The sequence below is a fragment of the Gilvimarinus agarilyticus genome (genome assembly GCF_000832015.1).
GTDB classification, from domain to species: Bacteria; Pseudomonadota; Gammaproteobacteria; order Pseudomonadales; family Cellvibrionaceae; genus Gilvimarinus; species Gilvimarinus agarilyticus.
Genome location: NZ_JXCJ01000001.1, coordinates 1,684,426 through 1,706,711, shown reverse-complemented (window position 1 = coordinate 1,706,711; position 22,286 = coordinate 1,684,426). Strand labels below are relative to the sequence as shown.

The window sequence follows — 22,286 nt, the reverse complement described above, 5'->3', positions numbered from 1 at the left end:
GGGGAACATTTATATATAAATTTATTGTTCCACTATAAATTAAGTGTATATTGTAAACAATAGCCTTTATACAATACATTGAGTTTGACGTAGCACCTCATAGGGGTGTTTTTTTACACATTAAAACTCTGCTTTCTACGGGGCGCCGGCGGCTTAAACCGCACACATCGAATAAACAATTATGAATCAACCACTTATGGATAAAACCAAAAAGTACTCGGCCCCCGCACTGGACAAAGGCCTGGACATCATCGAGTATCTTTCGGCTGAATCGGCGGCGCGCTCGCAAACTGAGATCGCGGCAGCCCTTGCACGCAGTCCCAGTGAAATCTACCGTATACTGGTGAACCTGGAAGCTCGCGGCTACTTAAACCGCGACGAAGTGTCGGGCAAATACCGGCTCTCGCTTAAGCTTTACGCGCTGGCACACACGCACTCTCCCATCGAACAGCTCACCAATGCCGCTCGCATCCCTCTGCAGGAACTTGCCGAAAGTATCGGCCAGGCGTGCCACTTAAGCGTGCCCCACAACGGCCAGCTCATGGTGGTCAGTCAGGTCAAGAGCCCCGACCCGGTATCGCTGTCTATCTCTGAGGGCACCTTATTCCCGTTATTTACGACCACCTCTGGCCGGGTTCTGCTGGCCAACTACGAAGCCGAGGAGCAAGAGCGGCTACTGTTGATGGACGCGCGTTTTAATCAGCTAACCGTGAAAGAGAAAGATATCGCCAAACAACAACTGAACGAAATACAACAACAGGGCCACCACAGCGCCGCTAGTGAAATAACCATTGGCGTAACCGACTGCGCCGCTTTTGTGGGCACCGCCGCCTCGGGTTTAATGGCGGCGGTGGCAGTGTCGTCGCTCACAACCAGCCTGGGGCAAAGCCACGATCAAGCTACCATCTTGCAAGCACTGACTCACACCGCCGCCAAGATTAATCAGCGCATAGGAATAGAATAATGAACTACCTCGCCCTACTGACCGGAGTATGTTTAATGAGTGCGATCACCAGCCACGCCGCCACCTTTGCCGACGATGTCGCATTAATGCAGCGGCACTTTAATCCGCTGGTGCTAGCACAAGGCGAGAGCCGGGTTGCCATTTTGGGCGAGCTACAGGGCCGGGTAATGGTAAGCACGTTAAATGGCGCCCAAGGGCAAAGCCGAGGCTGGGTAAACCGCGAGTATTTAGCCGAGGGCGAGCTTACCCCAAACCGCCCTATGGGCGGCGCCGACCGCTTGAGCTTTGGCCCCGAAACCGGCAAGTTCTCGCTACTGTTTACACCAGGCGTCGAGCAAATCAGCGATAACATCAGTTACCCGCCGGCAATGACCACACAAGCCTACCCACTGGTATCACTCAGTGATACTCAAGCGGTCTTTAAACGCTCGTTCAGCTTAACCAACTACAGCAACACCACGTTTGATATCGAAGTGACCCGCACCATCGAGTTGCTTGATAACAGCGGCATCAATGGTTTATTTCAGATAGAGCTGCCCGGCAAGCTGCAATCGGTGGGCTTTAGCGTTCGCTCGGAGTTTACCAACAGTGCCGACACCCCTTGGCAAAAAACCACGGGGCTGCTTAGCTTATGGCATTTAACGGCGCTGGAGCCGGGGGACAGCAACACCGTGGTCATGCCCTTAAAAGGCCAACTCGATGAAATGGTGGAGTACTTCTCACCCAACCTGCCCAGCCACAGTAAAATTATCGGTCAGCATGGGTTTTACAACGCTGATGGGAAATATATGAACAAAATTGGCATCCCGCCGCAAAACACCCAGCCAGTTATGGGCGCCTGGGATGCCGAGCGCGAGCTACTCACCTTGGTGCACTTTAGCTTTACCCCCGAGCAAGGCGTGTACGTTAACTCGGTATGGACACCCAAGCCCGACCCGTATGATGGGGATGTCATCAATGTATTCAACGATGGCGTAGTGGACGGCTTTGGCCCCTTTGGCCCTTTTTATGAGCTGGAATCTTCATCCCACACTCGTGAGCTCGCCCCCGGTGAATCGTTACAACACACGCAAACCACAGTGCACCTACAAGGCCCCCGGGAATCACTGGATACCATTGCCCGGCAAGTACTTGGTGTAAGCCTGAATAACATCGAGCAAGTGTTTAACAACACAGGAGCAACGCCATGAGCCATGTCATTATTACGGGCGCCAGCCGCGGCATTGGTCTCGGCTTAACGCGTCAATACTTGCACACGGGCCACAACGTCATTGCCAGCCACCGACCGGGCGCGATAAGTGATGAGCTTGTCCGTTTAAATAACGAGTACTCAACGCTAACGCTGACGCCGCTCGATCTTGCCTGCGATCAATCTATTAGCGAGTTTGCAGATACGCTTAATGGCAAAACCATTAATCTTCTGATCAACAATGCTGGCACCACCAACCATGTGGATTACGGCCACTGGAGCCGGCGGGACTTTCTCGACAGCTACACCATCAATGCCGCGGGCCCGGCGCTACTGATTCAGGCACTTAACGAGCTGTTTGTCAGCGGGGCTAAGATCGTACAACTAAGCTCGGGGCTGGCCTCGTTGACAGAAAACATTAACCCAGCTGGCCCGTTTGAAGAGTACGCCATGAGCAAAGCAGCGCTCAATATGCTGACCCGGCGTTTAGCGGCAAAGCTTGCTGAGCGCAGGATTATCGTGGCTGCCATCAGCCCCGGTTGGGTGCAAACAGACATGGGTGGAATGCAGGCACCCACCAGCATCAAAGAGGCCTCTTGCCTTATCAATCAAAGTATCAAGCAATTATCGGTCGAGCACAGCGGAGGCCTGTTTCACAGCGACCTTACCCCACTAGCTTGGTGAATTATCGCCCCGCAACCAGCCTCGCCGACAACACTGCGTGGCCCAAGCGTTTACTTGTGTAAATTGTGTAAATTGTGTACAAATTACAATATCCTCGATATACCCTAAAGTAACCGGCGCAACCGCCGACAAAACGCAATGCAAACCTAACGATATAAAAAGGCAATTTTAGGTTAATTCAATGAGCATATTCCGACATCTAAAAATCCATACTCGCATCGTATTACTCGTTGTACTACCCGTAATATTAATTGCAATACTCACCTTCGATAAAGTCAGCCGATCACTCGACGCTTTAGCGGAGGCCAAGGAAATCGATATCGCTATTGAATACGCCGATGTCGTCTACCCTTTTGTGGTATCGGCTTTACAAGAAGCGTTTTATACCCGCCAGTACATCGATAGCCCTGAAGGAAACAGAGATAACGCGAAGCGCGAGATGCTTAGAAAAAGAGAGAGTACGCTAACTCAGCAACGAATACTGACTGGGTTTTTGGACAATAACCAGATACAACTGGAAAGCTTCCCTAGCCTTGCCGAGAAGATTAACGCCTATATACCGCTACTCACGGATTTATCCTACGTACGGAAAGTCGCCGACCTAAAGCAGCACTCGTCGACGCAATATGCAGATACTGTCGGCAGAGAAATTCATACCCTTTACGAATTCAATTATTTAATCAAAGGGGTTGTTAATTCTTTGAATGAGATGGTCGTACTCGCGGCGCAGGATGCTCAGCTGGCCAAAACAGCCAGTGCTTACTACTACCTGGTGGTTATGAATATGGAGGCGTCATTTCACAACAGCATGATCGATCTGGCCATGCGCAATGCCCTGGATATCTACGTATACGGTGAAATCAATAGTGCGTATCAAAAGTTTGATAATGCCCTCGTCTCTGGGTACGCGTTTTCTGATCAAAAAGCTCGCGACGTCTATTTGAATTTGATGCAGAACGACGTCTACCACAGGTGGAGCAATATTGCGCTTTCCGCCCGCTCCAACATTTACGCCACCAAAGACGCACCTTTAACGTTCCAAGGTATGGCAATGTGGAGCGACACGAACCAATCACTGTTCGATTTATTCAACCAATCCATCTCGGAGGTGTCGCAACAACTCGTCGAACAGAAAAATGGCTTAATCGATCGCGAGCGCTCAGCGGTTATTAGCACCCTGTTTTTGGTAGCCGCCACCTTTATCGCTTTGTGTCTTATTAGCTATCTTTTGATCCGCAGCATCTCCGTACCACTTAACAATTTGGTATCCCGCTATAAAGAGATTTCGGCCCAAAAAGACTTATCTAAAAAGGTAGATGTATCAGGAAAGGACGAGCTTTCTGAGCTATCTAAAGCCTTTGTCAGCCTACTGAGCACCTTTAAAGACGCTATTGGAAAGGTCAAAGATGAAGCGAAGTCCGTACGCCAGGATTGCGAGTCGGTTAAGCTCTCGATTCAGGAATCATCTGAATTCTCAAGCAACCAAACCGCAGCGGTGGAGAGCATTTCTGTCGCCATCAACGAAATGTCCGCCTCAATCAGTGAAGTGGCCAACATGGCGGTAACGGCATCAGAGTCCCTTCAATCATCTTATAGCGCGTCTACCGAGGGGTCACGCAATGCTCAGCAATGTATCGACATTATGTCCCAACTTGATCACGAGTTTACGAAAACGCAGCAGATAATGAATAATTTAAACAAAGAGAGCGACGCCATCGGTGATGTATTGTCTATCATTCAGGGCGTTGCGGAACAAACCAATCTTTTAGCCTTAAATGCCGCGATTGAAGCGGCTCGCGCAGGCGAGCAAGGCCGGGGGTTTGCGGTAGTTGCCGACGAGGTTCGCAACCTGGCGCGGCGAGCTCAGGACTCTACCGAGCAAATCAGCGCGCAGATCTCTAAACTACAAAATGAATCTCAGGCGGTTACCCGCAACATGGACGAACTGCGGGGTCAAGCCGATAAGGCCGCCAATTTTGTCAAACAAAATTCTGAGTCTTTCTTTGCCATGCAAGAGGATATAGACAATATTCGCCACCTGTCTATACAAATCGCCACAGCCACTGAAGAACAAGCCTCCGTGGCTGAAGATATCAATCAACGGATTATCGCGATCTCTGATGACAGCGAAAAGATTGACCGAAAAAACCAACAAACCTCGCAGTCGTCAGAGAATATGAAGGCATCTTCGAACTCTTTGGTTTTTCATATCTCAGAGTTCAAACTGTAAGCACCGTGGTTTCGATAGCTCCTCCCCATACAATCTCAGCCGCCAGGTATTCATACTAACTTACCATGGCGGCATCGGCCCCTTTTAGCGCTGGCGGCTAAAGGTTTACCGGCGCCGAACGCTCAAGAGAACGATTGAGAGAGTAGCGAGCCTATAGCGCGTTCTTATCTTGCCTTGTATATCGGCCTTCTGTCAGTTGTACTGCATTCGCCGCAGAGGTTACTAATAATTGGGGCGTTGAATATCCTGTAACTCTGGATCTGGGATCAGCTCAGGCGGAATATCCAGCACTTTGTCGTCGGCACCGGCGGCAAAATTACTTAAACTGTATTGATTGTCGGTATTCCAATCCATTTCGATGCGCCCATCACCCAGGACGATATTACCCAGCTTTTCTCTAAACCACTGCGCCAATGGCAAGTACTCTTGCGTGTACGCAAGATTGTTTCGCTCAAGAGGATCACGTCTTAAATCGTACAGCGCCATTTCTGCTTTCACCGGATGCACCTCGAGTGCCCAGCGTATATCATCGTTCAAAAGTGGGGATTTTGCCGGAGTGCGACGGTCGCGGGTACGCATAGAAAAGGCAAAGTCCTCACTGCGCAAATAGGCTCGGTGCCCATTCACCAGATTCATCTCACCAATAATGTAATCACGCGAGAGCGCTGGATCGCCGCTAACACGCGCCAGATCATAACCGTCAAGGTAATCAAAGCGGCTATCCGTCAAATCTTCACCGGCTGCCGACAAAAAAGTGGGCGCAAAATCGACGTACTCCACCATTTTATCGACCACCTTGCCTGGCGGGTAAGCTTCTTTATCTGATGAAACCACGATGACAGCGCCGTTCAATGACTGCTTCCAGGAGGTAAACTTGGCCATAATGCCCTGCTCTCCCAAATGCCAGCCGTGGTCACCGACTGTGAAAACAATCAGGTAATCACGCCCTTGCGCTTTCGAGTAGCTTTTAAAAGCATCCACCGCCTGACCAATTAAGTGATCACCAAAGGCGGTAAAGGCATAGTAGTCTCTTATGGCTTGTTGCTTTTCGGCGTCAGTCATCCCGTGGGTTTTCGACTCGTTATAGATTTGCATTTGCTGAGGCACAAAGGTGGCCATCTCTTCGGTGTCAAATACAGGCAGCTTGTAGTGTTTATTCGAAAATTGATCACGAAACGATTTCGGGGGTAACACAGGCGTGTGTGGTAGGTGAAATCCTAAATTAACAAATAGCGGCTTGTTGCTGTCGGCCCCTTTTAGCTGTTTGCCAAAGCTTGAGGTGTAATCCTTGCCGCTGTTCTCCAGATAACTCTCAAACTCTTTTACGATATAAGCATCGACGGTTTTATCCGCCGGTTGCGGGTTCACGCCGCCCAAAATCAACCCTTTATTGATTCGGGTATAGGCTCGCAGAATATCAAACTCATCTTCAATGTTTTTCTTAACGGATCGCTCTTCGTCATTCAGGGGGCGATCGGCCTTGGAAAGTGTGTAGGTTAAGCGCTTACCGTTTGGGTAGTGCACTGTCTCGGTAGCGTCCTGGCGTAATAACAACGCGTCGCGCAGGCCATAAGCACTGCCCGAATAATACAAGCCACCTAAACCATTACCATTTAAATCGCGATGAAAATCGATATCAAACTCGAATATGCCACCCTGGCCGCCGCGGCGTTCAGAAATACCCAAGTGTTGCTTGCCGATAATCGCCGTGGCGTAACCCGCGCCAGCTAGCTGCTGCGATACAGCCGGCCGGGTAAAATCGGCTTGCTGGTGGGTTTGCTCCCAGGCGTATTTACCGTTACGAAAAGGGTAGCGCCCGGTATGCATAGAAGTCCGAGATGGCCCACACGCCGGAGACTGGTTGTAGGCTCGGGTAAACATGACCCCTTCGCTGGCCAGCTGATCAATATTGGGTGACTGTACATACCCCAACTCGCTATGATCGTTACCCGTTGTGGCCCGATTATAGGCCTGTATCGAGTCAGGCCGGTGGTCATCGGTAATTATCCACAAAATATTGGGCTGCTCGTCGCTGGCGTAGGCCGTGGCTCCAAACGCCAACAAGCTACTAAACAACACCATTTTAAACCCCTGCCCCATACGCCCCCCTCGCTATTTATTTGTTATTTATAAAAGTCGGACAATCAAGCGTCCACGCATAGCCGCGCGTAAGCTCGGCAGGGGCAAACCAAAAGCACCCTTGCGAATGATCACGCCCGCCAGGCTTCCACCACAACTTAATGTATTGTTGACTATATACAATATCAAATCAAACCCAAACCCATAAAAGCAAGCCTCCTCGCCGGGTAAAAGGCATGTGGGCCACCAAGACAGCCTTACCTATTGAGATTACACACAATCCTATTGTATATTGCATACAATATAGAAAACAGGCACCTAGAATGATAAATGCAACAACAGCGCTAACCTCTCTGATCGACCCGAACGACAGCGTCTATGCACGCTTGCTTAGCGATATAGCCTACGGTGAGTTCGTTAGCGGTGACCGCTTGATCACCACGGCTCTGGCCGAGCGCTATGGCACCAGTGTGAACCCAGTGCGCGAGGCACTGAAACAGCTAGAGGGCGAAGGCTTTGTGACTTTCCAACGCAATAGTGGCGCACGGGTGGCACGCTTTGAGTTTGAAACCATGCGCAATGTTTTTGAGATTTTGCAAGTACTCGAGCCCTACCTACTGGAGTGGTTCATCGAGCATCATGGCGCGGCGAATCTAGCGTTATTACAACAAACCATCGACAAGATGTGTGCACTGTCGCCGGAGCAACATGGACAGTTTCGCGAGCTGGACACAATGTTTCACTGGGAGATGTACCGCCACCACTACAACACCACAGCGGTGGATTTGTGGCGCCGTAAAAAAATAATGTTGCAAGCACTGCACGCCAAACTGCCCATCAGCAAAGCCAAGCTGCAAAGCACTATCACCGAGCACCAACAAATGCTGGAGTCGCTGCAAAAAGGCGACGGTGCAAAGCTGCAGCGGCAATTAGCACAGCACATTCAAACCAGCGGCGAGTACTGGTCGCGCTTATTCAGGCACTGATATGAACATTAGCCAAATCAAGAGTTACAGTTTTTGGGTCGGATTTCGCAATGTCTGTTTAGTCAAAGTAGAAACCGACGAGGGCTTATACGGCTGGGGCGAAGCCGGACTTTCCGGGCGTGAGCAAGCGGTGATGGGCGCCGTGGCTCACTTTGAACAATTCTTAAAGGGGCAGGACCCGCTCGACATTAACTCTTTGTGGCAACAGATGTATCGCGGCGCCTACTTTGAAGGCGGCCGGGTTCTGGCCGCCGCTATTGCCGCCATCGACATTGCCTTGCACGATATCAAAGGCAAGGCGCTAAATGTGCCTGTGTACCAATTGCTGGGCGGCAAACAGCGCAGCCGTATTCCGTTGTTTGCCACCAGCACCGTCGCTTACGACGAAGGCTTTGTCGAAGACGTGTTGCGCCTTAAAGACGAAGGCTGGAGCGTTATTCGCGCCACCACGGGAGAGCACGGCCACCCCGATCGACACACCGTCTTTGATCCGCGTACTTCGATTGCCAAAGGCGCTCACTGGCTTACCCGCGCCCGCGAGGCGCTGGGCAGTGCGACAGTGCTCGGGGTCGACTACCACCATCGACTTAACGTGGCCGAAACCGCCGCTTTTTGTGCAAGGATGCCCGCGGGCACCCTGGATTTTTTGGAAGAGCCCATTCGCGATGAGAGCCCCGCCGCTTACCACAACCTGCGCCAGATGACCGACATCCCCTTCGCCATTGGCGAGGAGTTTACCAGCAAGTGGGATTTTGCCCCCTACGTTAACAGTGCTCTGACCAACTTTGGCCGGGTGGATATCTGCAACGCCGGCGGCTTTACCGAGGCGTTAAAAATTGCCGCCCAATGCGAAACCGCCTACATCGATATGATGCCGCACAACCCCTTGAGCCCACTGTGCACGGCGGCCTCCATTCACTACTGCGCCGCCATCAGCAACCTAGCCTGGCTTGAACTGGCCCCTTACGACGGCGATTTAAGCGATTACGATCGCTACTTTATCAACCGCCCCGAAGTGGTCGACAACCACTTTAGTATTCCAGACGCCCCCGGCCTTGGCATCGATGTCAATGAAGACGCCCTACAAGGCAAAACCTTTAAATACTGGGAGCCGCCGCGTTTGGTTAAACCCGACAACAGCTACACCAACTGGTAAAGCGAGAACAATAATGAGCAAATCTGTTACCCCGACACGCCTGCGAGCCAAGGCATCCGTTTTGTCGCTGATTTTTATCAGCGTGGTGATCAACTATATGGATCGCACCAATATTTCGGTAGCTGCCAGCGCCATCGGCGATGATCTGGAATTATCCCGAGTGCAAATTGGTATTTTATTTTCAGCCTTTGCCTGGACCTACTCCATCATGCAAATCCCCGGTGGCATGGTGGTGGATGTTGTAAAGGTGCGCATACTCTACCCTTTTATTTTAGTGGCATGGTCGCTCGCCACCTTAATTCAGGGCTTAGTCAGCTCGCTTGCGGCCATGGTGGGCTGTCGCATGGCGATTGGCGTGTTCGAGGCACCCTCGTACCCGGCCAACAATAAAATTGTCACGCAGTGGTTTCCCGCCGAAGAGCGCGCCAGCGCCATTGCTATTTATACCTCGGGGCAATTTATTGGTCTGGCTTTTTTAATGCCGGTGCTGGCGATTATTCAGGAGTACTTTACCTGGCGCGGCCTGTTTATCATCTCGGGGCTAATAGGTATCGCCTGGGCAGGCATTTGGTACTGGCTGTATCGCGACCCGAACGACAACAAAACCGATGCGAACGAGATAGAAACACCTGAGGTACAGCAGGCGCAAGTGAGCTGGCGCAACCTCGGCATTGCGTTTTCCAGCCGCAAGCTTTGGGGCGTTTACATCGGTCAATTTTGTCTGGGCGGCACCTTGATTTTCTTTCTCACCTGGTTTCCCACTTACCTTGAGCAAGAGCGCGGCCTCACCAGTTTAAACAGCGGCTTTTTAGCCTCGGTACCTTTTTTAGCGGCATTCTGCGGTGTATTGCTATCGGGCTTTTTCTCAGACTTTTTAGTGCGCCGTGGCGTCTCTAACGAGGTGGCCCGTAAAACCCCCATTATTCTCGGCCTTTTGTTATCCAGCACAGTTATTGCGGCCAACTATGTCAGCAGCACCTTTTGGGTCACGGTCTGCTTGTCGGTGACTTTTTTTGGCAACGGCCTGGCCTCCATTAATTGGGTGTTCGTCTCGTTGCTCGCACCAAAACACATGGTGGGCCTGGTGGGCGGCTGCTTTAACTTTATTGGCGGCTTATCCGCAGTAAGCGTACCCATTGCCATTGGCTACTTAACCGAGGGCGGCGATTTTCGCCCAGCGTTAGTTCTTATTGGAGCCCTGGCAGTGATCGGCCTGTGCTCTTACCTGTTTTTGGTGGGAAAAGTAGAGACCATCCAGCTACCCGAACCGGAGAAAAAACAATGACGATCGCCTGTTTTGGTGAATTAATGCTGCGGCTAACGCCCATGCTGCCCGGGCAAACCCTGCACAACACCGACAACTTAAAAATGGAGTTTGCCGGAGCCGAAGGCAACGTCGCTATTGGTTTGAGCAGGCTTGGCAATGACGTCAGGTTTTTATCCAAGTTTCCCGACAATACCCTCGGTGAAAGCGCTGCATCAAGCCTCTATCGTCACGGCGTCGATTGTAGCCGGGTACTTAAAGGCGGTGAGCGAATCGGCGCCTACTTTATTGAGTTGGGTCACTCGGTTCGTCCCTCTCGGGTTATTTACGATCGTCGCTATTCGGCCATAAGTCAGGCCCGTGTCGATGAGTTTAATTGGCATGCCTTACTGCAAGATATTGAGTATTTGCACCTAAGTGGCATCACGCCAGCACTGTCTAATGCCTGTATTGATATAACCCTCAACGCCGCCAAAGCCGCTCAAAAAATGGGGGTTAAAGTCAGCTTTGACATGAACTTTCGGCGCAGTCTTTGGGATAGCACAGACCTCGCGAAAGAAGTGTTTGTCGAGCTATTAAACGGCGCCGACATCGTTTTTGGTAACGCAGGCGTTATGGGCGACGTATTTGACCAACACTATGACGGGCTAAGCCCAGAGCAGGCCGCCATGCAAGCGGCGCGGGATTTATCGGATACCTATGGGGTGCTGGCGGCCACAACGTGCCGCACCCATCACAACGCCAGTGAAAATACATTAAGTGCCGTGATTGCTGACCGGCAACACACCTACCAGAGCCAGGCCATTAAGGTCAACATTCTCGATCGCTTAGGCACCGGCGATGCATTCGCCGCAGCTTGCCTACACGGCATTATTCACGCATGGCCGAGACAAAAGGCTGTAAATTTCGCCACAGCGGCGTTCGCGCTATCGCACACGATTTACGGCGACCCACACTTATCGTCGCCCGAACAAATTGAAGCGATAGCCGCAGGCCACACCTCCGGCTATATTGACAGGTAAGCCCATGAACCGAGAGCAAGCGTTATCGATTTTATTACGCGAAAAATTAGTGGTGATCATCCGCCTTACTAAGCCAGAAGACGCCGACGCCATCGTCGCCGCCCTGCTTGGTGGGGGCGTTAAAGCTGTAGAGATCACCAGCAACACCCCAGGTTACGCCCAAAAAATTTCACAGCTGCGAAAAAAGCACCCAGAGCTACTCATTGGCGCCGGCACCATTACCTCCGTGGCATTAGCCGATGAGGCCGTAGCCGCGGGCGCACAGTTTTTAGTCACCCCCAACACTTGTCGCCAATTGGTCAAGCGTGCTCATCAACTCGATGTCCCTGCCGTGATGGGCGCCATGACCCCCACGGATGTAGTACAGGCCACCGCCGCCGGTGCTGACATCGTCAAGCTGTTTCCGTCAGGCGAGCTGGGCCCTGGGTACCTAACATCGTTGGCACGCGGGCCGTTTATAGGCACGCCGTTTTTTCCCGTTGGTGGTGTCGATGAACACAACGCGCGTCAATGGATGGAGGCCGGCGCCTGCGGTGTGGGCGTAGGCGGGCGATTGGCCGCTCCGGTTAGCAGCCCAGCCGACGCCGAGGCACTCACGCAAAAAGCCGCTCGTATTGTGGCGGATTTAAAAAATTACCCGACTTTTGAGGTGACACCATGACAATAAAAACGCTTCCCGCCATTATCAGCTTTATGCTGCTGAGTGCTTGCTCGCAACAGGCGACGCAACCCCCAGGCGACGACTCTCTCACCACACTCTACTCACTGTACGACTTTGAACAAAGCAGCGCTCCGGCGTCTTTGCTTAGCGAAAACGCCCAGACAAACCTAATTGCCGGCCCCGATGGCCGGCAGCTTAAGGTGACTTTTTTATCTCAGCAGCACCACGAGGCCAGCATCGAATTTTCACCGACTACTCCGTGGCAGTGGGGTCAGTATCCGGCGTTTGGGTTTGCCATGGATATCGAGAACCCATCCGATGAGTCGATACACTTTTACGCCAAAACCAAGGACGGTGACGGCAAACAACACAACCGCAGCTTTGCGGTACCAGCAAACTCGCGCAACACCTACTATATGGAGCTACGCGGCGCCGACTTAACCACCGATACAGGCCTGCGCGCCAACCCGAAGGAGTGGGTCACCGACGCCGAGCCAATGATTTGGCGCCATAGCGACAAAATCATTGATGTGGATAACGTCACCAGCATTTCGTTTACCGTGCGCGGTTTGCTGCAAGATAAATCCGTTAACATCGACAACGTCAGACTCGTGGCCCCTAAATCTCTCGACGCCGACTACTTAACCGGCCTGTTGGATGAGTTCGGCCAAAACGACAAAATCGACACACCCTACAAAGTAGAATCCACCGAGCAGATGCGCCGCCAGGCAAAAGCCGAGGCGGCGCAATTGTCTCAGGGCGCGCCGACCGATCGCTCGCGCTTTGGCGGCTGGTTAGAGGGGCCAAAGCTTGAAGCCACCGGGCACTTTCGCACCACCAAACACAAAGGCAAATGGAGCCTGGTCGACCCGGACGGCTACTTGTTTTTCTCCAACGGCATTGCCAATGTGCGCATGTCTAACACCAGCACGCTAACCGGCTACGATTTTGATCACACCCTGGTGGATGAGCGCAGCAGCAATGATTTAACCCCGGAGGATTCCAAAGGCTTAAACCGCGTCAGCGACAACGCGCTGCCTACCAGGCACGTTGTGTCGCCAGTACGCGCCGATATGTTTACCTGGCTGCCCGGCTACGAAGAGCCGCTGGGGCAACACTATGGCTATCGTCGCTCGGTACATTCGGGCCCGGTAGAGCGCGGCGAAACCTACAGTTTTTACCGCGCCAACCTAGAGCGAAAATACAAAACCGACGCCGCCCCCGACTACATGGAAACCTGGCGCAACGTAACCGTCGACCGCATGCTGCAATGGGGCTTTACGTCGTTTGGCAACTGGATTGATCCGGCGTTTTACCAGATGGACCGCATTCCCTACTTTGCCAACGGCTGGATTATCGGTGACTTTAAAACCGTCTCTAGCGGGAATGATTACTGGAGCCCCCTACCCGACCCATTTGACCCCTTCTTTGCCGAGCGGGCCGAGGCGACCGTTAAGCACGTCGCGCAAGAGGTGAACAACAACCCCTGGTGTGTGGGTGTGTTTATCGACAATGAAAAAAGCTGGGGGGCCATGGGTTCGGTCGAATCCCAATACGGCATTGTGCTCAACACACTAACCCGACGCGATACCGATAGCCCCACCAAAGCCGCCTTTAGCCGCTGGCTAAAGCAGCGTTACGGCACGGTAGCGGCCCTGAACCAAGCGTGGGCCACAGACTTGGCCAACTGGCAAAGCGTCAGTGACGGCATCACCACCACCGAGTATACAGACGCACAGCTGACCGATTTTTCCGAGTTGCTACAACTGTACGCCGAAAAGTACTTTAAAGTGGTACACGATACTCTTGAGCAGCACATGCCCGATTACCTTTATATGGGTGCGCGCTTTGCCGACTGGGGCATGACGCCCGAGATACGCCGCGCCGCCGCCAAGCACGCCGATGTGGTGAGCTACAACTATTACAAAGAAGGCATTAACGAGCCCTTTTTTGGTTTTTTAGCCGAGCTGGATAAACCCTCGATTATTGGCGAGTTTCACAATGGCGCCACCGACTCCGGCGTGTTTAACCCGGGTTTGATTCATTCGCAATCCCAAGCCGACCGAGGGGAAATGTACGTCGACTATGTCATCAGCGCGGTGGAAAACCCCTACCTTGTGGGTACGCACTGGTTCCAGTATCTCGACTCTCCCATTACCGGCCGCGCCTACGACGGTGAAAACTATAACGTCGGCTTTGTATCGGTTGCGGATGTACCTTACAGCCCGCTGGTAAAAGCAGCCCAGCGCGTTAATAAAACTCTCTACACTCGTCGTTTTAAATAGCCATCTCTCAGCCGCCCGATTGATTACAATTTTCAGTTAATTGTATACAATACCGCCGGGCGGCTAAATCCTCCCCCATAACAAAAATACATTTCTAGTAAACCTTACTTCTTACTAAGAACCCCTTATCAGCACTTAAGAGGAGAGCTGTAGATGGCTACACCTGTACGCTTTAAATTAACGGCACTGTCAGCCGCACTTATGTCACTGACAGCAACCACCAGTTGGGCACAAGACGATATGGCCCTGTTAGACGAAGTAGTCGTTGTGGGTATCCGCAGCGCGCTAACGGACTCGATGGACATCAAACGCGACGCCAACGGTGTTGTCGAGGCAATTTCTGCCGAAGATATTGGCAAGTTTCCGGACACCAACTTAGCCGAATCGATGCAGCGCTTAACCGGTGTATCCATCGACCGTTCAAACAACGAGGGCAATGAAATTACCGTGCGCGGTTTTGGCCCCACGTTTAACTTGGTGACCCTTAATGGCCGGCAAATGCCCACCTCGGCGGCACTTAACTCAGAAGGTGTAAACCGCAGCTTTAACTTTAAAGAAATCGCCGCCGAGAGTGTGTCGGGTGTCGAGGTTTACAAGTCTAGCCGTGCCGAACTGCCCTCTGGCGGTATCGGTGCCACCATCGACATCCAAACCGCTCGTCCATTTGATTACGACGGTTTTACCGCCGCGGCCAGCGTAAAGGGCATGATGGACAGCAGCAACGAAGAAGGCGATGACATCACCCCGGAAGCCTCGGGCATGATCAGCACCACCTTCTTTGACGATATGTTCGGCCTGCTGGTGGCGGGTTCTTACTCTGAGCGCGACAGCCAGAGTCAACGGGTAGGCAGCCAGGGCTGGATTCAAGGGTTAGGCTCTGCCGATACCAGTGCGATTAACACCGAGCAAAACCCCGCGCGCTACTACTGGGCGCCCAATACCTTTGAGGTAGAAGTCGCCAACCATTACCGCACCCGAGAGAACGGCCAGGTCGTTTTACAGTTTGCTCCTACCGACTCGCTCACGGCGGCGCTGGATTATGTGATGTCTAACTATGAAGAAGACATCGATATGAACCGCACCAGCTTTTGGTTTGATAACCCTCAAAGTGTTGCCGACAGCAACGGCACCGCCACCGAGATTCGCAACCCGGGCGACCAACTGAACTTCTGGGCCTGGGATTACCACTTTCGTACTGAAAACGAGTCTCTGGGCTTAAACATCGAATGGGACGTTAGCGATTCACTAACGCTTATATTTGATGCGCACGACTCGACGTCACACTCGCAGCCAGACGGGCAACCCGCAGAAACGCTGACCAGCCTGAACACGCCCATCGATTGGTACGCCGTGCCCCCCGTTGGCCTGGTGGACATTGGCGCCGACCTAAACGGTACCGCGTTGCCCACCCTTATCTACGATGACTCGGCCCTGATTAGCCAAACCGGCGCCGGAGCGTTTGATAAAAGCAATGTATCCGCCGGCCTTTACCAGCAGCGCGGCTACGAAGTCGACAACAATATCGAGCAGTTCCAGCTAGCCGGTATTTGGAGTACCGATGTTGAAAACGGCTTACGCAGTATCGAGGTGGGCGTAGAAAACACCGTTTACGACGTCAACTCCTACCACACGGCCGACGTTAACAACGGCTTACAGGTAGACATCAGTGACCTTGCGGTAAACTTCTACCCCCTCGGCGATTTTGGCGATCAGCTCGACGGGCCGGAAAACCTCTTTCCCGAGTTGGTCGACTACAGTGCCGACGAGCTGCTAGGGCTTATCGCCGAGCAAGGCCAGCTGGTGCAATCGCCCGCTCAGCACAGCCACATAGAAGAAGACACCTTTGCCGCCTATGTTGCCTTGAATATCGACACCTTCTTAATGCGCCTGCCAGTGACCATCAATGCCGGCCTACGCTATGAAGACACCACCGTAACTGGCAGCGCCACTCAAGCTGGCATCAACGCTATGCAGTACACCAATACGGGCTCTCTAACCCCCGTATACAGCGATGTCACTAGCACCTACAACCAAGAGCACAGCTACTCACACACCCTGCCCAACCTGGACGTAAAAATCGATTTATCATCCGACTGGGTGGCGCGGGTATCCTACAGCGAAGCGCTGGCCCGGGCAGATCTGTCTGGCCTGTTCCCGTCGGTTAACATTACCGGCGCACGCCCCGGTGGCCCGTATTACGCCACACAGGGCAACACGCAACTGTCGCCCTACGAAGCGCAGAATATCGATTTCTCGTTGGAGTGGTATTACGCCCCGGGTAGCTATGTCTCAGCCGGTTACTTTGACAAAAAAGTGGATAACTTTCTCACCGCTTACCAAATACCTACAGAGATTAACGATGTAAATGGCGAGCCGCTGCGCGATCCCAGCATCAATCCACGCCCTGGCTGCCCCGACACCACTAACCTAGCCTGCTTGTCACAACCACAAGACCCCGTAATCAGTTGGGCCGCCATCATCCCCACCAACGCCGATAGCACCTCGGTAGACGGCATCGAGTTAAACCTGCAGCACATGTTTGGCGACAGCGGCTTTGGCGTAATTGCCAACGCCACGATGGTAGACAGTGATGCAGAGTACGACGTCAACTCCTACAACCAGAGCATCGTACTGCCCGGCCTGAGTGACTCGGCTAACCTGATCGGCTTTTACGAGAAAAACGGCCTGCAGCTGCGTGTCGCTTACAACTGGCGCGATGAGTTCTTGCTCAGCACCGGCCAACATCAAAGCGGCACCGAGCCCACCTTCACCGAAGAATATGGTCAGATTGACATTAACGCCAGTTATGACATCAATGAAACCATCTCGGTATTCATCGAAGGGCTTAACGTGGGCGAGGCCACCGTTAGGCGCCACGGCCGCTACAGCGAGCAGCTAGTCGACGCCGAGCAGTATGGTTCACGCTACACCCTTGGCGTACGTACCAAGTTCTAACGTCACTCCCACCCGCAGGGCAGTAACCACTGCCCTGCCCCTGCCCCTGCCCCTGCCACGAGAAAGACATAAAAATTACCTAAAAATTACAGATTGTTAACAATATTATGTTGACATGTTGTTTGTAGGGCTAGATCATAACCAAAGCTGTGAACCCGCATATCCCGGCATGAGCGCTCGTTGGCGCGAGCAGGGGCGCGGGAGCACGACAGTCGCAACTGGCGTGTTTTGCAACACCAATACAATAATCACCTAAACCAAGGGAGAGCTCTAATGGCTAAACTCACGCGATTCAACCTAAGTGCCTTGTCGGCGGCGATACTGGCCGCCTCAAGCCTCAATGTATCCGCTCAAAGCAACGACTCAGAAATGCTCGAAGAAGTGGTTGTCACCGGCATCCGCGGATCTCTGACCGATGCTATGGACATCAAGCGCGATGCCAGTGGCGTGGTAGAGGCAATTTCTGCTGAAGACATTGGCAAATTCCCCGACACCAACCTGGCCGAGTCGCTACAGCGTGTGACCGGTGTGTCGATTGATCGCTCTAATAATGAGGGCAACCAAGTTAGCGTGCGCGGCTTTGGCCCGGCGTTCAACATGGTCACCATGAACGGTCGCCAAATGCCAAATTCAACGGCATTAGACTCCGAAGGCGTAAACCGCAGCTTCAATTTCAAAGAAATTGCCGCCGAAAGCGTATCCGGCGTCGAGGTATACAAGTCTGGCCGTGCCAATGTCACCTCGGGCGGTATTGGTGCCACCATCAACATCAAAACCGCTCGCCCATTTGACTACGACGGTTTTACCGCCGCAGGCTCGGTAAAAGGTATGATGGATCTCAGTAACGAAGAAGGTGATGACGTAACACCCGAAGTATCCGCGATGATCAGCACCACGTTTGCCGACGATATGTTTGGCCTGTTGGTGTCTGGCTCTTACTCAGAACGTGATAGCCAAAGCCAGCGTGTAGGCACCGATGCTTGGAACCGCAACTATGGTTCGGCCGACACCAGTGCCATTGATTTAGAGCAAAACCCTACAGGCTCGTTTTGGACACCCTACACATTTGACGTTGATGTTTCTAACCACCAGCGAACTCGTGAAAACGCACAAGTTGTTTTACAATTCGCTCCGATCGACAGCGTCACCGCCAGCTTGGATTATGTAGTATCTAACTACGAAGAAAACATTGACATGAACCGTACCAGCTACTGGTTTGACAGTCCGCAAAGCGTGACCGATGCCAATGGTACCTCAACGCAAATTCGCAATCCCAATGACGAGCTAAACTTTTGGGCGTGGGATTACCACTTCCTAACCGAAAACGAGTCGCTCGGCTTGAACGTGGCGTGGGATGTCACCGACACCTTAACCCTGACGTTTGATGCTCACGACTCCACGTCGCACTCACAACCCGATGGCGAACAGTCAGAAACCATTGCCAACCTGAAAAACCCTCGCTTCGACTTAGGCAATGGCGCCATTGGCTTGGTGGATATTGGGGCCGACATCAACGGTACCGATCTGCCCACAATTATCTATGATGATTCGGCACTGCAAAATCAGACCGGTTACGGTGCGTTTGATAAAGAAAATATCGTCACTGACCTATATCAAAAGCGCGGATATGAAGTTGAAAACAACATCAAACAGTACAAAATTGATGGACAATGGGACAATGCCGATAGCGGGGCATTGCGCACCATCCGCTTTGGTTTAGAAAGCACCGAGTACAATGTCGATGCGTATCGCACCTTTACCGCCGTATTTGGCCTAAATGCTGACATCAGCGGACTCGACTTAACCTTTAACCCACTGGGTGATTTTGGTGACCAGCTAGACGGACCCGAAGGATTGTTCCCGTATTTAGCGGATTACAGTGCGGCTGAGTTTATTGGCATCATTGACGATCAAGGCCTGTTCAGTGTCGACCCTGCCACCGTCAACAGGGTCGAAGAAGAAACCGTTGCAGCTTATGTATCATTTGATTTCTCCACGGACTTTAACAGTCTTCCTGTCGACATTAATGCCGGCCTTCGATACGAAGACACCGACACCACAGGTACCTCTCTACAAAACGGTATTTTAGCCATGAGCTTTGTGGGTGACGATGAGTTGCGCCCGGTGTTTGACAACACCCCGGCAGAGCAATCACTGGAAGGTGGCTACACACGCTTTTTACCTAATTTAGACGTTAAAGTTGAACTGGCCGAAGACTGGGTAGCTCGCGCCTCTTACAGCACAACCTTGGCACGGCCGGAAATTTCAGCGTTGTTCCCGTCGACCAACATCAACACCGCACGCCCTGGCGGTCCATTCCAAGCATCCCAGGGCAACCCTAATCTGCTGCCTTACGAGTCTAACAACTTAGACTTCTCGGTGGAGTGGTACTACGCTGAAGGTAGCTATGCCTCGGCTGGCTACTTTAAAAAATACGTTGATAACTTCTTGGGCTCGACCATTGAAAAACGTGAAATTTATGACGTAAACGGCGACCCACTGCGTGACCCAAGTGCCAACGCTCGTCCTGGCTGCCCAGACGCATCCAATCAGGCTTGTCAATCGCAAGCTGGCGACCCTATTATCACCTGGGACGTGGGAACCTCTGGCAACCTAGACAATACCGAAGTTGATGGCTGGGAATTCAACGTGCAACATATGTTTGGCGGTAGCGGTTTTGGTGCCATCGCCAACGCCACCATCGTTGACAGTGATGCCGAGTATGACATCACCTCGTTTGACCAAACTCTGGCACTATCTGGCTTAAGTGACTCGGCCAACTTAATTGGTTTTTACGAAAATCACGGCTTCCAGATTCGTCTGGCCTACAACTGGCGCGACGACTTTTTGTTGAGCACCAGTCAGCCTCAGAACGGCAATGAGCCCACCTTTACCGAAGCGTATGGCCAGTGGGACCTAAACGCCAGCTACGATATTACCGACAACGTTAGTGTTTTTGTTGAAGGCTTAAATATCACTGAAGAGACCAGTCGTCAACACGGTCGCTATGCCGAGCAGCTGTTGAGCGCCGAGCAGTTTGGTTCGCGCTATACCATGGGTGTTCGCGCCAGCTTCTAACGTGCTCACTTAGTGTCGAGTTATATTGACGCAGGAGGCCGTCGCGCAAGCGCCGGCCTCTTTTTATTTAGCTCATTACATTTACGTCAAATCGGCTCGCATAATCATAAAAATAATCGTATGTTGTATGCATAACAACATTATTACTCAAGGCAAAACTCATGAATAAACCTGTAACGTCGATTGTTATTTTAGGAGGCGGTACAGCAGGCTGGTTGTGCGCAGGGGTTATTGCGGCGCGGGTACAGAAAGACTACCAAACACCACCGAGCATTACCCTAATCGAGTCACCCAATGTCCCTATTGTTGGAGTGGGCGAAGGCACCTGGCCCACCATGCGCGGCACGCTGCGCAAAATGGGCATACGCGAAACAGATTTTATCCGCGAATGCCACGTCTCGTTTAAGCAGGGCGCGCAATTTAACCAATGGACCACCGGGGCCGCCGACGATAGCTACTTTCACCCCTTGATGTTGCCGCGCAGCTTTAACGACATTAACCTGGCACCTCACTGGCTGGCCGGTCACGCCGACACGCCCTTCTCTGCGGCCGTTTGCCCGCAAGACGCCCTGTGCCTGGAAGGTTTGGCCCCCAAACAAATCACCACCGCCGAATACGCCGGAATCGCTAACTACGCCTATCACCTGGATGCCGGCGCTTTCTCTGAGTTTTTAAAAAAACACTGTACCAGCCAGCTGGGCGTACGCCACATCAGCGCCAACGTAACCGGCGTAAACAGTACACCCGAGGGCGACATTGCGTCGCTTAGCAGCGACAGCGCCGGTGATATTGCCGGCGATTTATTTATCGATTGCAGTGGTTTTAAATCATTACTACTCGGCGAGCACTACCAGGTGCCCTTTAAATCGTGCAAAGGCACGCTCTTTATCGACCGCGCCTTGGCCGTGCACCTACCCTACCCCTCGACCAACAGCCCTATTACCTCCCATACGCTATCAACGGCTCAAGAAGCCGGTTGGATTTGGGACATCGGCCTAAGCAGCCGCCGCGGTGTGGGGCACGTGTTTTCCAGTGCTCATACCAGCACCGATCAGGCCTACCAGCGCCTCGCCGAATATGCCAAGCAAAGCGGCCACACGCTCGATGAGCTCACGGTGCGCGAAATCCCTATCGAGCCCGGGCACCGCACTAAATTTTGGCAAAACAACTGTGTCGCCGTAGGGCTTTCGGCCGGTTTCTTAGAGCCACTCGAGGCGTCTGCTTTGGTTTTGGTAGAAATATCCGCGGATATGATTGCCAGCCAGCTGCCGGGTGACCGGGCCGTTATGGATATTGTCGCCCGGCGTTTTAACAAAACTTTTAGCTACCGCTGGGAGCGGATTATTGAGTTTCTAAAGCTGCACTATTTACTCAGTAAACGCGATGACAGCGACTTTTGGATTGATAATCGTCGCCCTGACACCATCCCCACAAGCCTACAAGAGCTGCTTGAGCTGTGGCGCTATCAGGCGCCCTGGGACAGCGACTTCGATCACGCTACCGAGGTATTTCCCGCCGCGAGCTATCAATATATTTTGTACGGTATGGGCTTTGCCACCGACGTCACCACGCGAGGTTTATCGACAGCCCTGCAAAAAAGGGCCGAAGCGGAATTTATGCACAACACACAAGCGACTAAGCAGCTCACCACCGCGCTACCCAGCAACCGCGAGCTGCTCAATAAAATTTATCAGTACGGTTTGGCTCCGGTGTAAAGCTGGTAGAGCCCTACT

Annotated in this window: 14 protein-coding genes; 13 read left to right on the top strand and 1 reads right to left on the bottom strand. The window is 52.4% G+C overall.

Annotated elements, in window-relative coordinates; all coding sequences use genetic code 11:
• Positions 1–181: 181 nt before the first annotated feature.
• The 4 genes from SD69_RS07360 (at position 182) to SD69_RS07345 (ending at position 5,067) form a co-directional block, all read left to right on the top strand.
• Positions 182–964, top strand: a complete 783-nt coding sequence (locus SD69_RS07360; protein WP_041522700.1) for an IclR family transcriptional regulator — start codon at positions 182–184, stop codon at positions 962–964.
• Positions 964–2,154 carry a DUF6786 family protein gene (locus SD69_RS07355; RefSeq protein ID WP_041522699.1) on the top strand — a complete coding sequence of 397 codons (1,191 nt, stop codon included), beginning with the start codon at positions 964–966 and terminating at the stop codon, positions 2,152–2,154. The genes SD69_RS07360 and SD69_RS07355 overlap by 1 nt, the downstream gene beginning before the upstream one ends.
• Positions 2,151–2,837, top strand: a complete 687-nt coding sequence (locus tag SD69_RS07350; protein WP_041522698.1) for an SDR family NAD(P)-dependent oxidoreductase — start codon at positions 2,151–2,153, stop codon at positions 2,835–2,837. Before SD69_RS07355 ends, SD69_RS07350 begins: the two co-directional genes overlap by 4 nt.
• A gap of 181 nt (positions 2,838–3,018) precedes the next feature.
• Positions 3,019–5,067: a methyl-accepting chemotaxis protein gene (locus tag SD69_RS07345; RefSeq protein WP_041522697.1), complete on the top strand. Its 2,049-nt coding sequence runs from the start codon at positions 3,019–3,021 to the stop codon at positions 5,065–5,067.
• Positions 5,068–5,289: 222 nt separating this feature from the next.
• Here SD69_RS07345 and SD69_RS07340 read toward each other — a convergent pair whose 3' ends face one another.
• Positions 5,290–7,167: a sulfatase-like hydrolase/transferase gene (locus SD69_RS07340; RefSeq protein ID WP_041522696.1), complete on the bottom strand. Its 1,878-nt coding sequence runs from the start codon at positions 7,165–7,167 to the stop codon at positions 5,290–5,292.
• A gap of 302 nt (positions 7,168–7,469) precedes the next feature.
• On the opposite strand from SD69_RS07340, the gene SD69_RS07335 reads away from it, so the two are divergent.
• The 9 genes from SD69_RS07335 (at position 7,470) to SD69_RS07295 (ending at position 22,268) form a co-directional block, all read left to right on the top strand.
• Positions 7,470–8,132: a GntR family transcriptional regulator gene (locus tag SD69_RS07335; RefSeq protein ID WP_041522695.1), complete on the top strand. Its 663-nt coding sequence runs from the start codon at positions 7,470–7,472 to the stop codon at positions 8,130–8,132.
• 1 nt (position 8,133) lies between these two features.
• On the top strand, positions 8,134–9,288 hold the full coding sequence (locus tag SD69_RS07330) for a mandelate racemase/muconate lactonizing enzyme family protein (RefSeq protein WP_041522694.1): 1,155 nt from the start codon (positions 8,134–8,136) through the stop codon (positions 9,286–9,288).
• A gap of 13 nt (positions 9,289–9,301) precedes the next feature.
• Positions 9,302–10,573, top strand: coding sequence for an MFS transporter (locus SD69_RS07325; protein ID WP_041522693.1), 1,272 nt, complete (start codon positions 9,302–9,304; stop codon positions 10,571–10,573).
• Positions 10,570–11,574, top strand: coding sequence for a sugar kinase (locus SD69_RS07320; RefSeq protein WP_041522692.1), 1,005 nt, complete (start codon positions 10,570–10,572; stop codon positions 11,572–11,574). The genes SD69_RS07325 and SD69_RS07320 overlap by 4 nt, the downstream gene beginning before the upstream one ends.
• 4 nt (positions 11,575–11,578) lie before the next feature.
• On the top strand, positions 11,579–12,235 hold the full coding sequence (locus SD69_RS07315) for a bifunctional 4-hydroxy-2-oxoglutarate aldolase/2-dehydro-3-deoxy-phosphogluconate aldolase (RefSeq protein WP_041522691.1): 657 nt from the start codon (positions 11,579–11,581) through the stop codon (positions 12,233–12,235).
• A complete protein-coding gene (locus SD69_RS07310) occupies positions 12,232–14,520 on the top strand; it encodes a beta-galactosidase (RefSeq protein WP_041522690.1) in 2,289 nt (762 codons plus the stop codon). The genes SD69_RS07315 and SD69_RS07310 overlap by 4 nt, the downstream gene beginning before the upstream one ends.
• A 153-nt stretch (positions 14,521–14,673) precedes the next feature.
• A complete protein-coding gene (locus SD69_RS07305; RefSeq protein ID WP_041522689.1) occupies positions 14,674–17,475 on the top strand; it encodes a TonB-dependent receptor in 2,802 nt (933 codons plus the stop codon).
• A gap of 273 nt (positions 17,476–17,748) precedes the next feature.
• Positions 17,749–20,553 carry a TonB-dependent receptor gene (locus SD69_RS07300; protein WP_041522688.1) on the top strand — a complete coding sequence of 935 codons (2,805 nt, stop codon included), beginning with the start codon at positions 17,749–17,751 and terminating at the stop codon, positions 20,551–20,553.
• Positions 20,554–20,714: 161 nt separating this feature from the next.
• Entirely contained in the window at positions 20,715–22,268 is a 1,554-nt protein-coding gene (locus tag SD69_RS07295) for a tryptophan halogenase family protein (RefSeq protein ID WP_041522687.1), read from the top strand.
• The last annotated feature ends 18 nt before the right edge of the window (positions 22,269–22,286 follow it).

Excerpts from the sequence above, each read along its gene's own strand:
- SD69_RS07360 (WP_041522700.1), top strand. The coding sequence starts at position 182 with ATGAATCAACCACTTATGGATAAAACCAAAAAGTACTCGGCCCCCGCA.
- SD69_RS07335 (WP_041522695.1), top strand. The coding sequence starts at position 7,470 with ATGATAAATGCAACAACAGCGCTAACCTCTCTGATCGACCCGAACGAC.
- SD69_RS07320 (WP_041522692.1), top strand. The coding sequence starts at position 10,570 with ATGACGATCGCCTGTTTTGGTGAATTAATGCTGCGGCTAACGCCCATG.
- SD69_RS07300 (WP_041522688.1), top strand. The coding sequence starts at position 17,749 with ATGGCTAAACTCACGCGATTCAACCTAAGTGCCTTGTCGGCGGCGATA.
- SD69_RS07310 (WP_041522690.1), top strand. The coding sequence starts at position 12,232 with ATGACAATAAAAACGCTTCCCGCCATTATCAGCTTTATGCTGCTGAGT.
- SD69_RS07325 (WP_041522693.1), top strand. The coding sequence starts at position 9,302 with ATGAGCAAATCTGTTACCCCGACACGCCTGCGAGCCAAGGCATCCGTT.
- SD69_RS07345 (WP_041522697.1), top strand. The coding sequence starts at position 3,019 with ATGAGCATATTCCGACATCTAAAAATCCATACTCGCATCGTATTACTC.
- SD69_RS07355 (WP_041522699.1), top strand. The coding sequence starts at position 964 with ATGAACTACCTCGCCCTACTGACCGGAGTATGTTTAATGAGTGCGATC.
- SD69_RS07315 (WP_041522691.1), top strand. The coding sequence starts at position 11,579 with ATGAACCGAGAGCAAGCGTTATCGATTTTATTACGCGAAAAATTAGTG.
- SD69_RS07350 (WP_041522698.1), top strand. The coding sequence starts at position 2,151 with ATGAGCCATGTCATTATTACGGGCGCCAGCCGCGGCATTGGTCTCGGC.
- SD69_RS07330 (WP_041522694.1), top strand. The coding sequence starts at position 8,134 with ATGAACATTAGCCAAATCAAGAGTTACAGTTTTTGGGTCGGATTTCGC.
- SD69_RS07340 (WP_041522696.1), bottom strand. The coding sequence starts at position 7,167 with ATGGGGCAGGGGTTTAAAATGGTGTTGTTTAGTAGCTTGTTGGCGTTT.
- SD69_RS07295 (WP_041522687.1), top strand. The coding sequence starts at position 20,715 with ATGAATAAACCTGTAACGTCGATTGTTATTTTAGGAGGCGGTACAGCA.
- SD69_RS07305 (WP_041522689.1), top strand. The coding sequence starts at position 14,674 with ATGGCTACACCTGTACGCTTTAAATTAACGGCACTGTCAGCCGCACTT.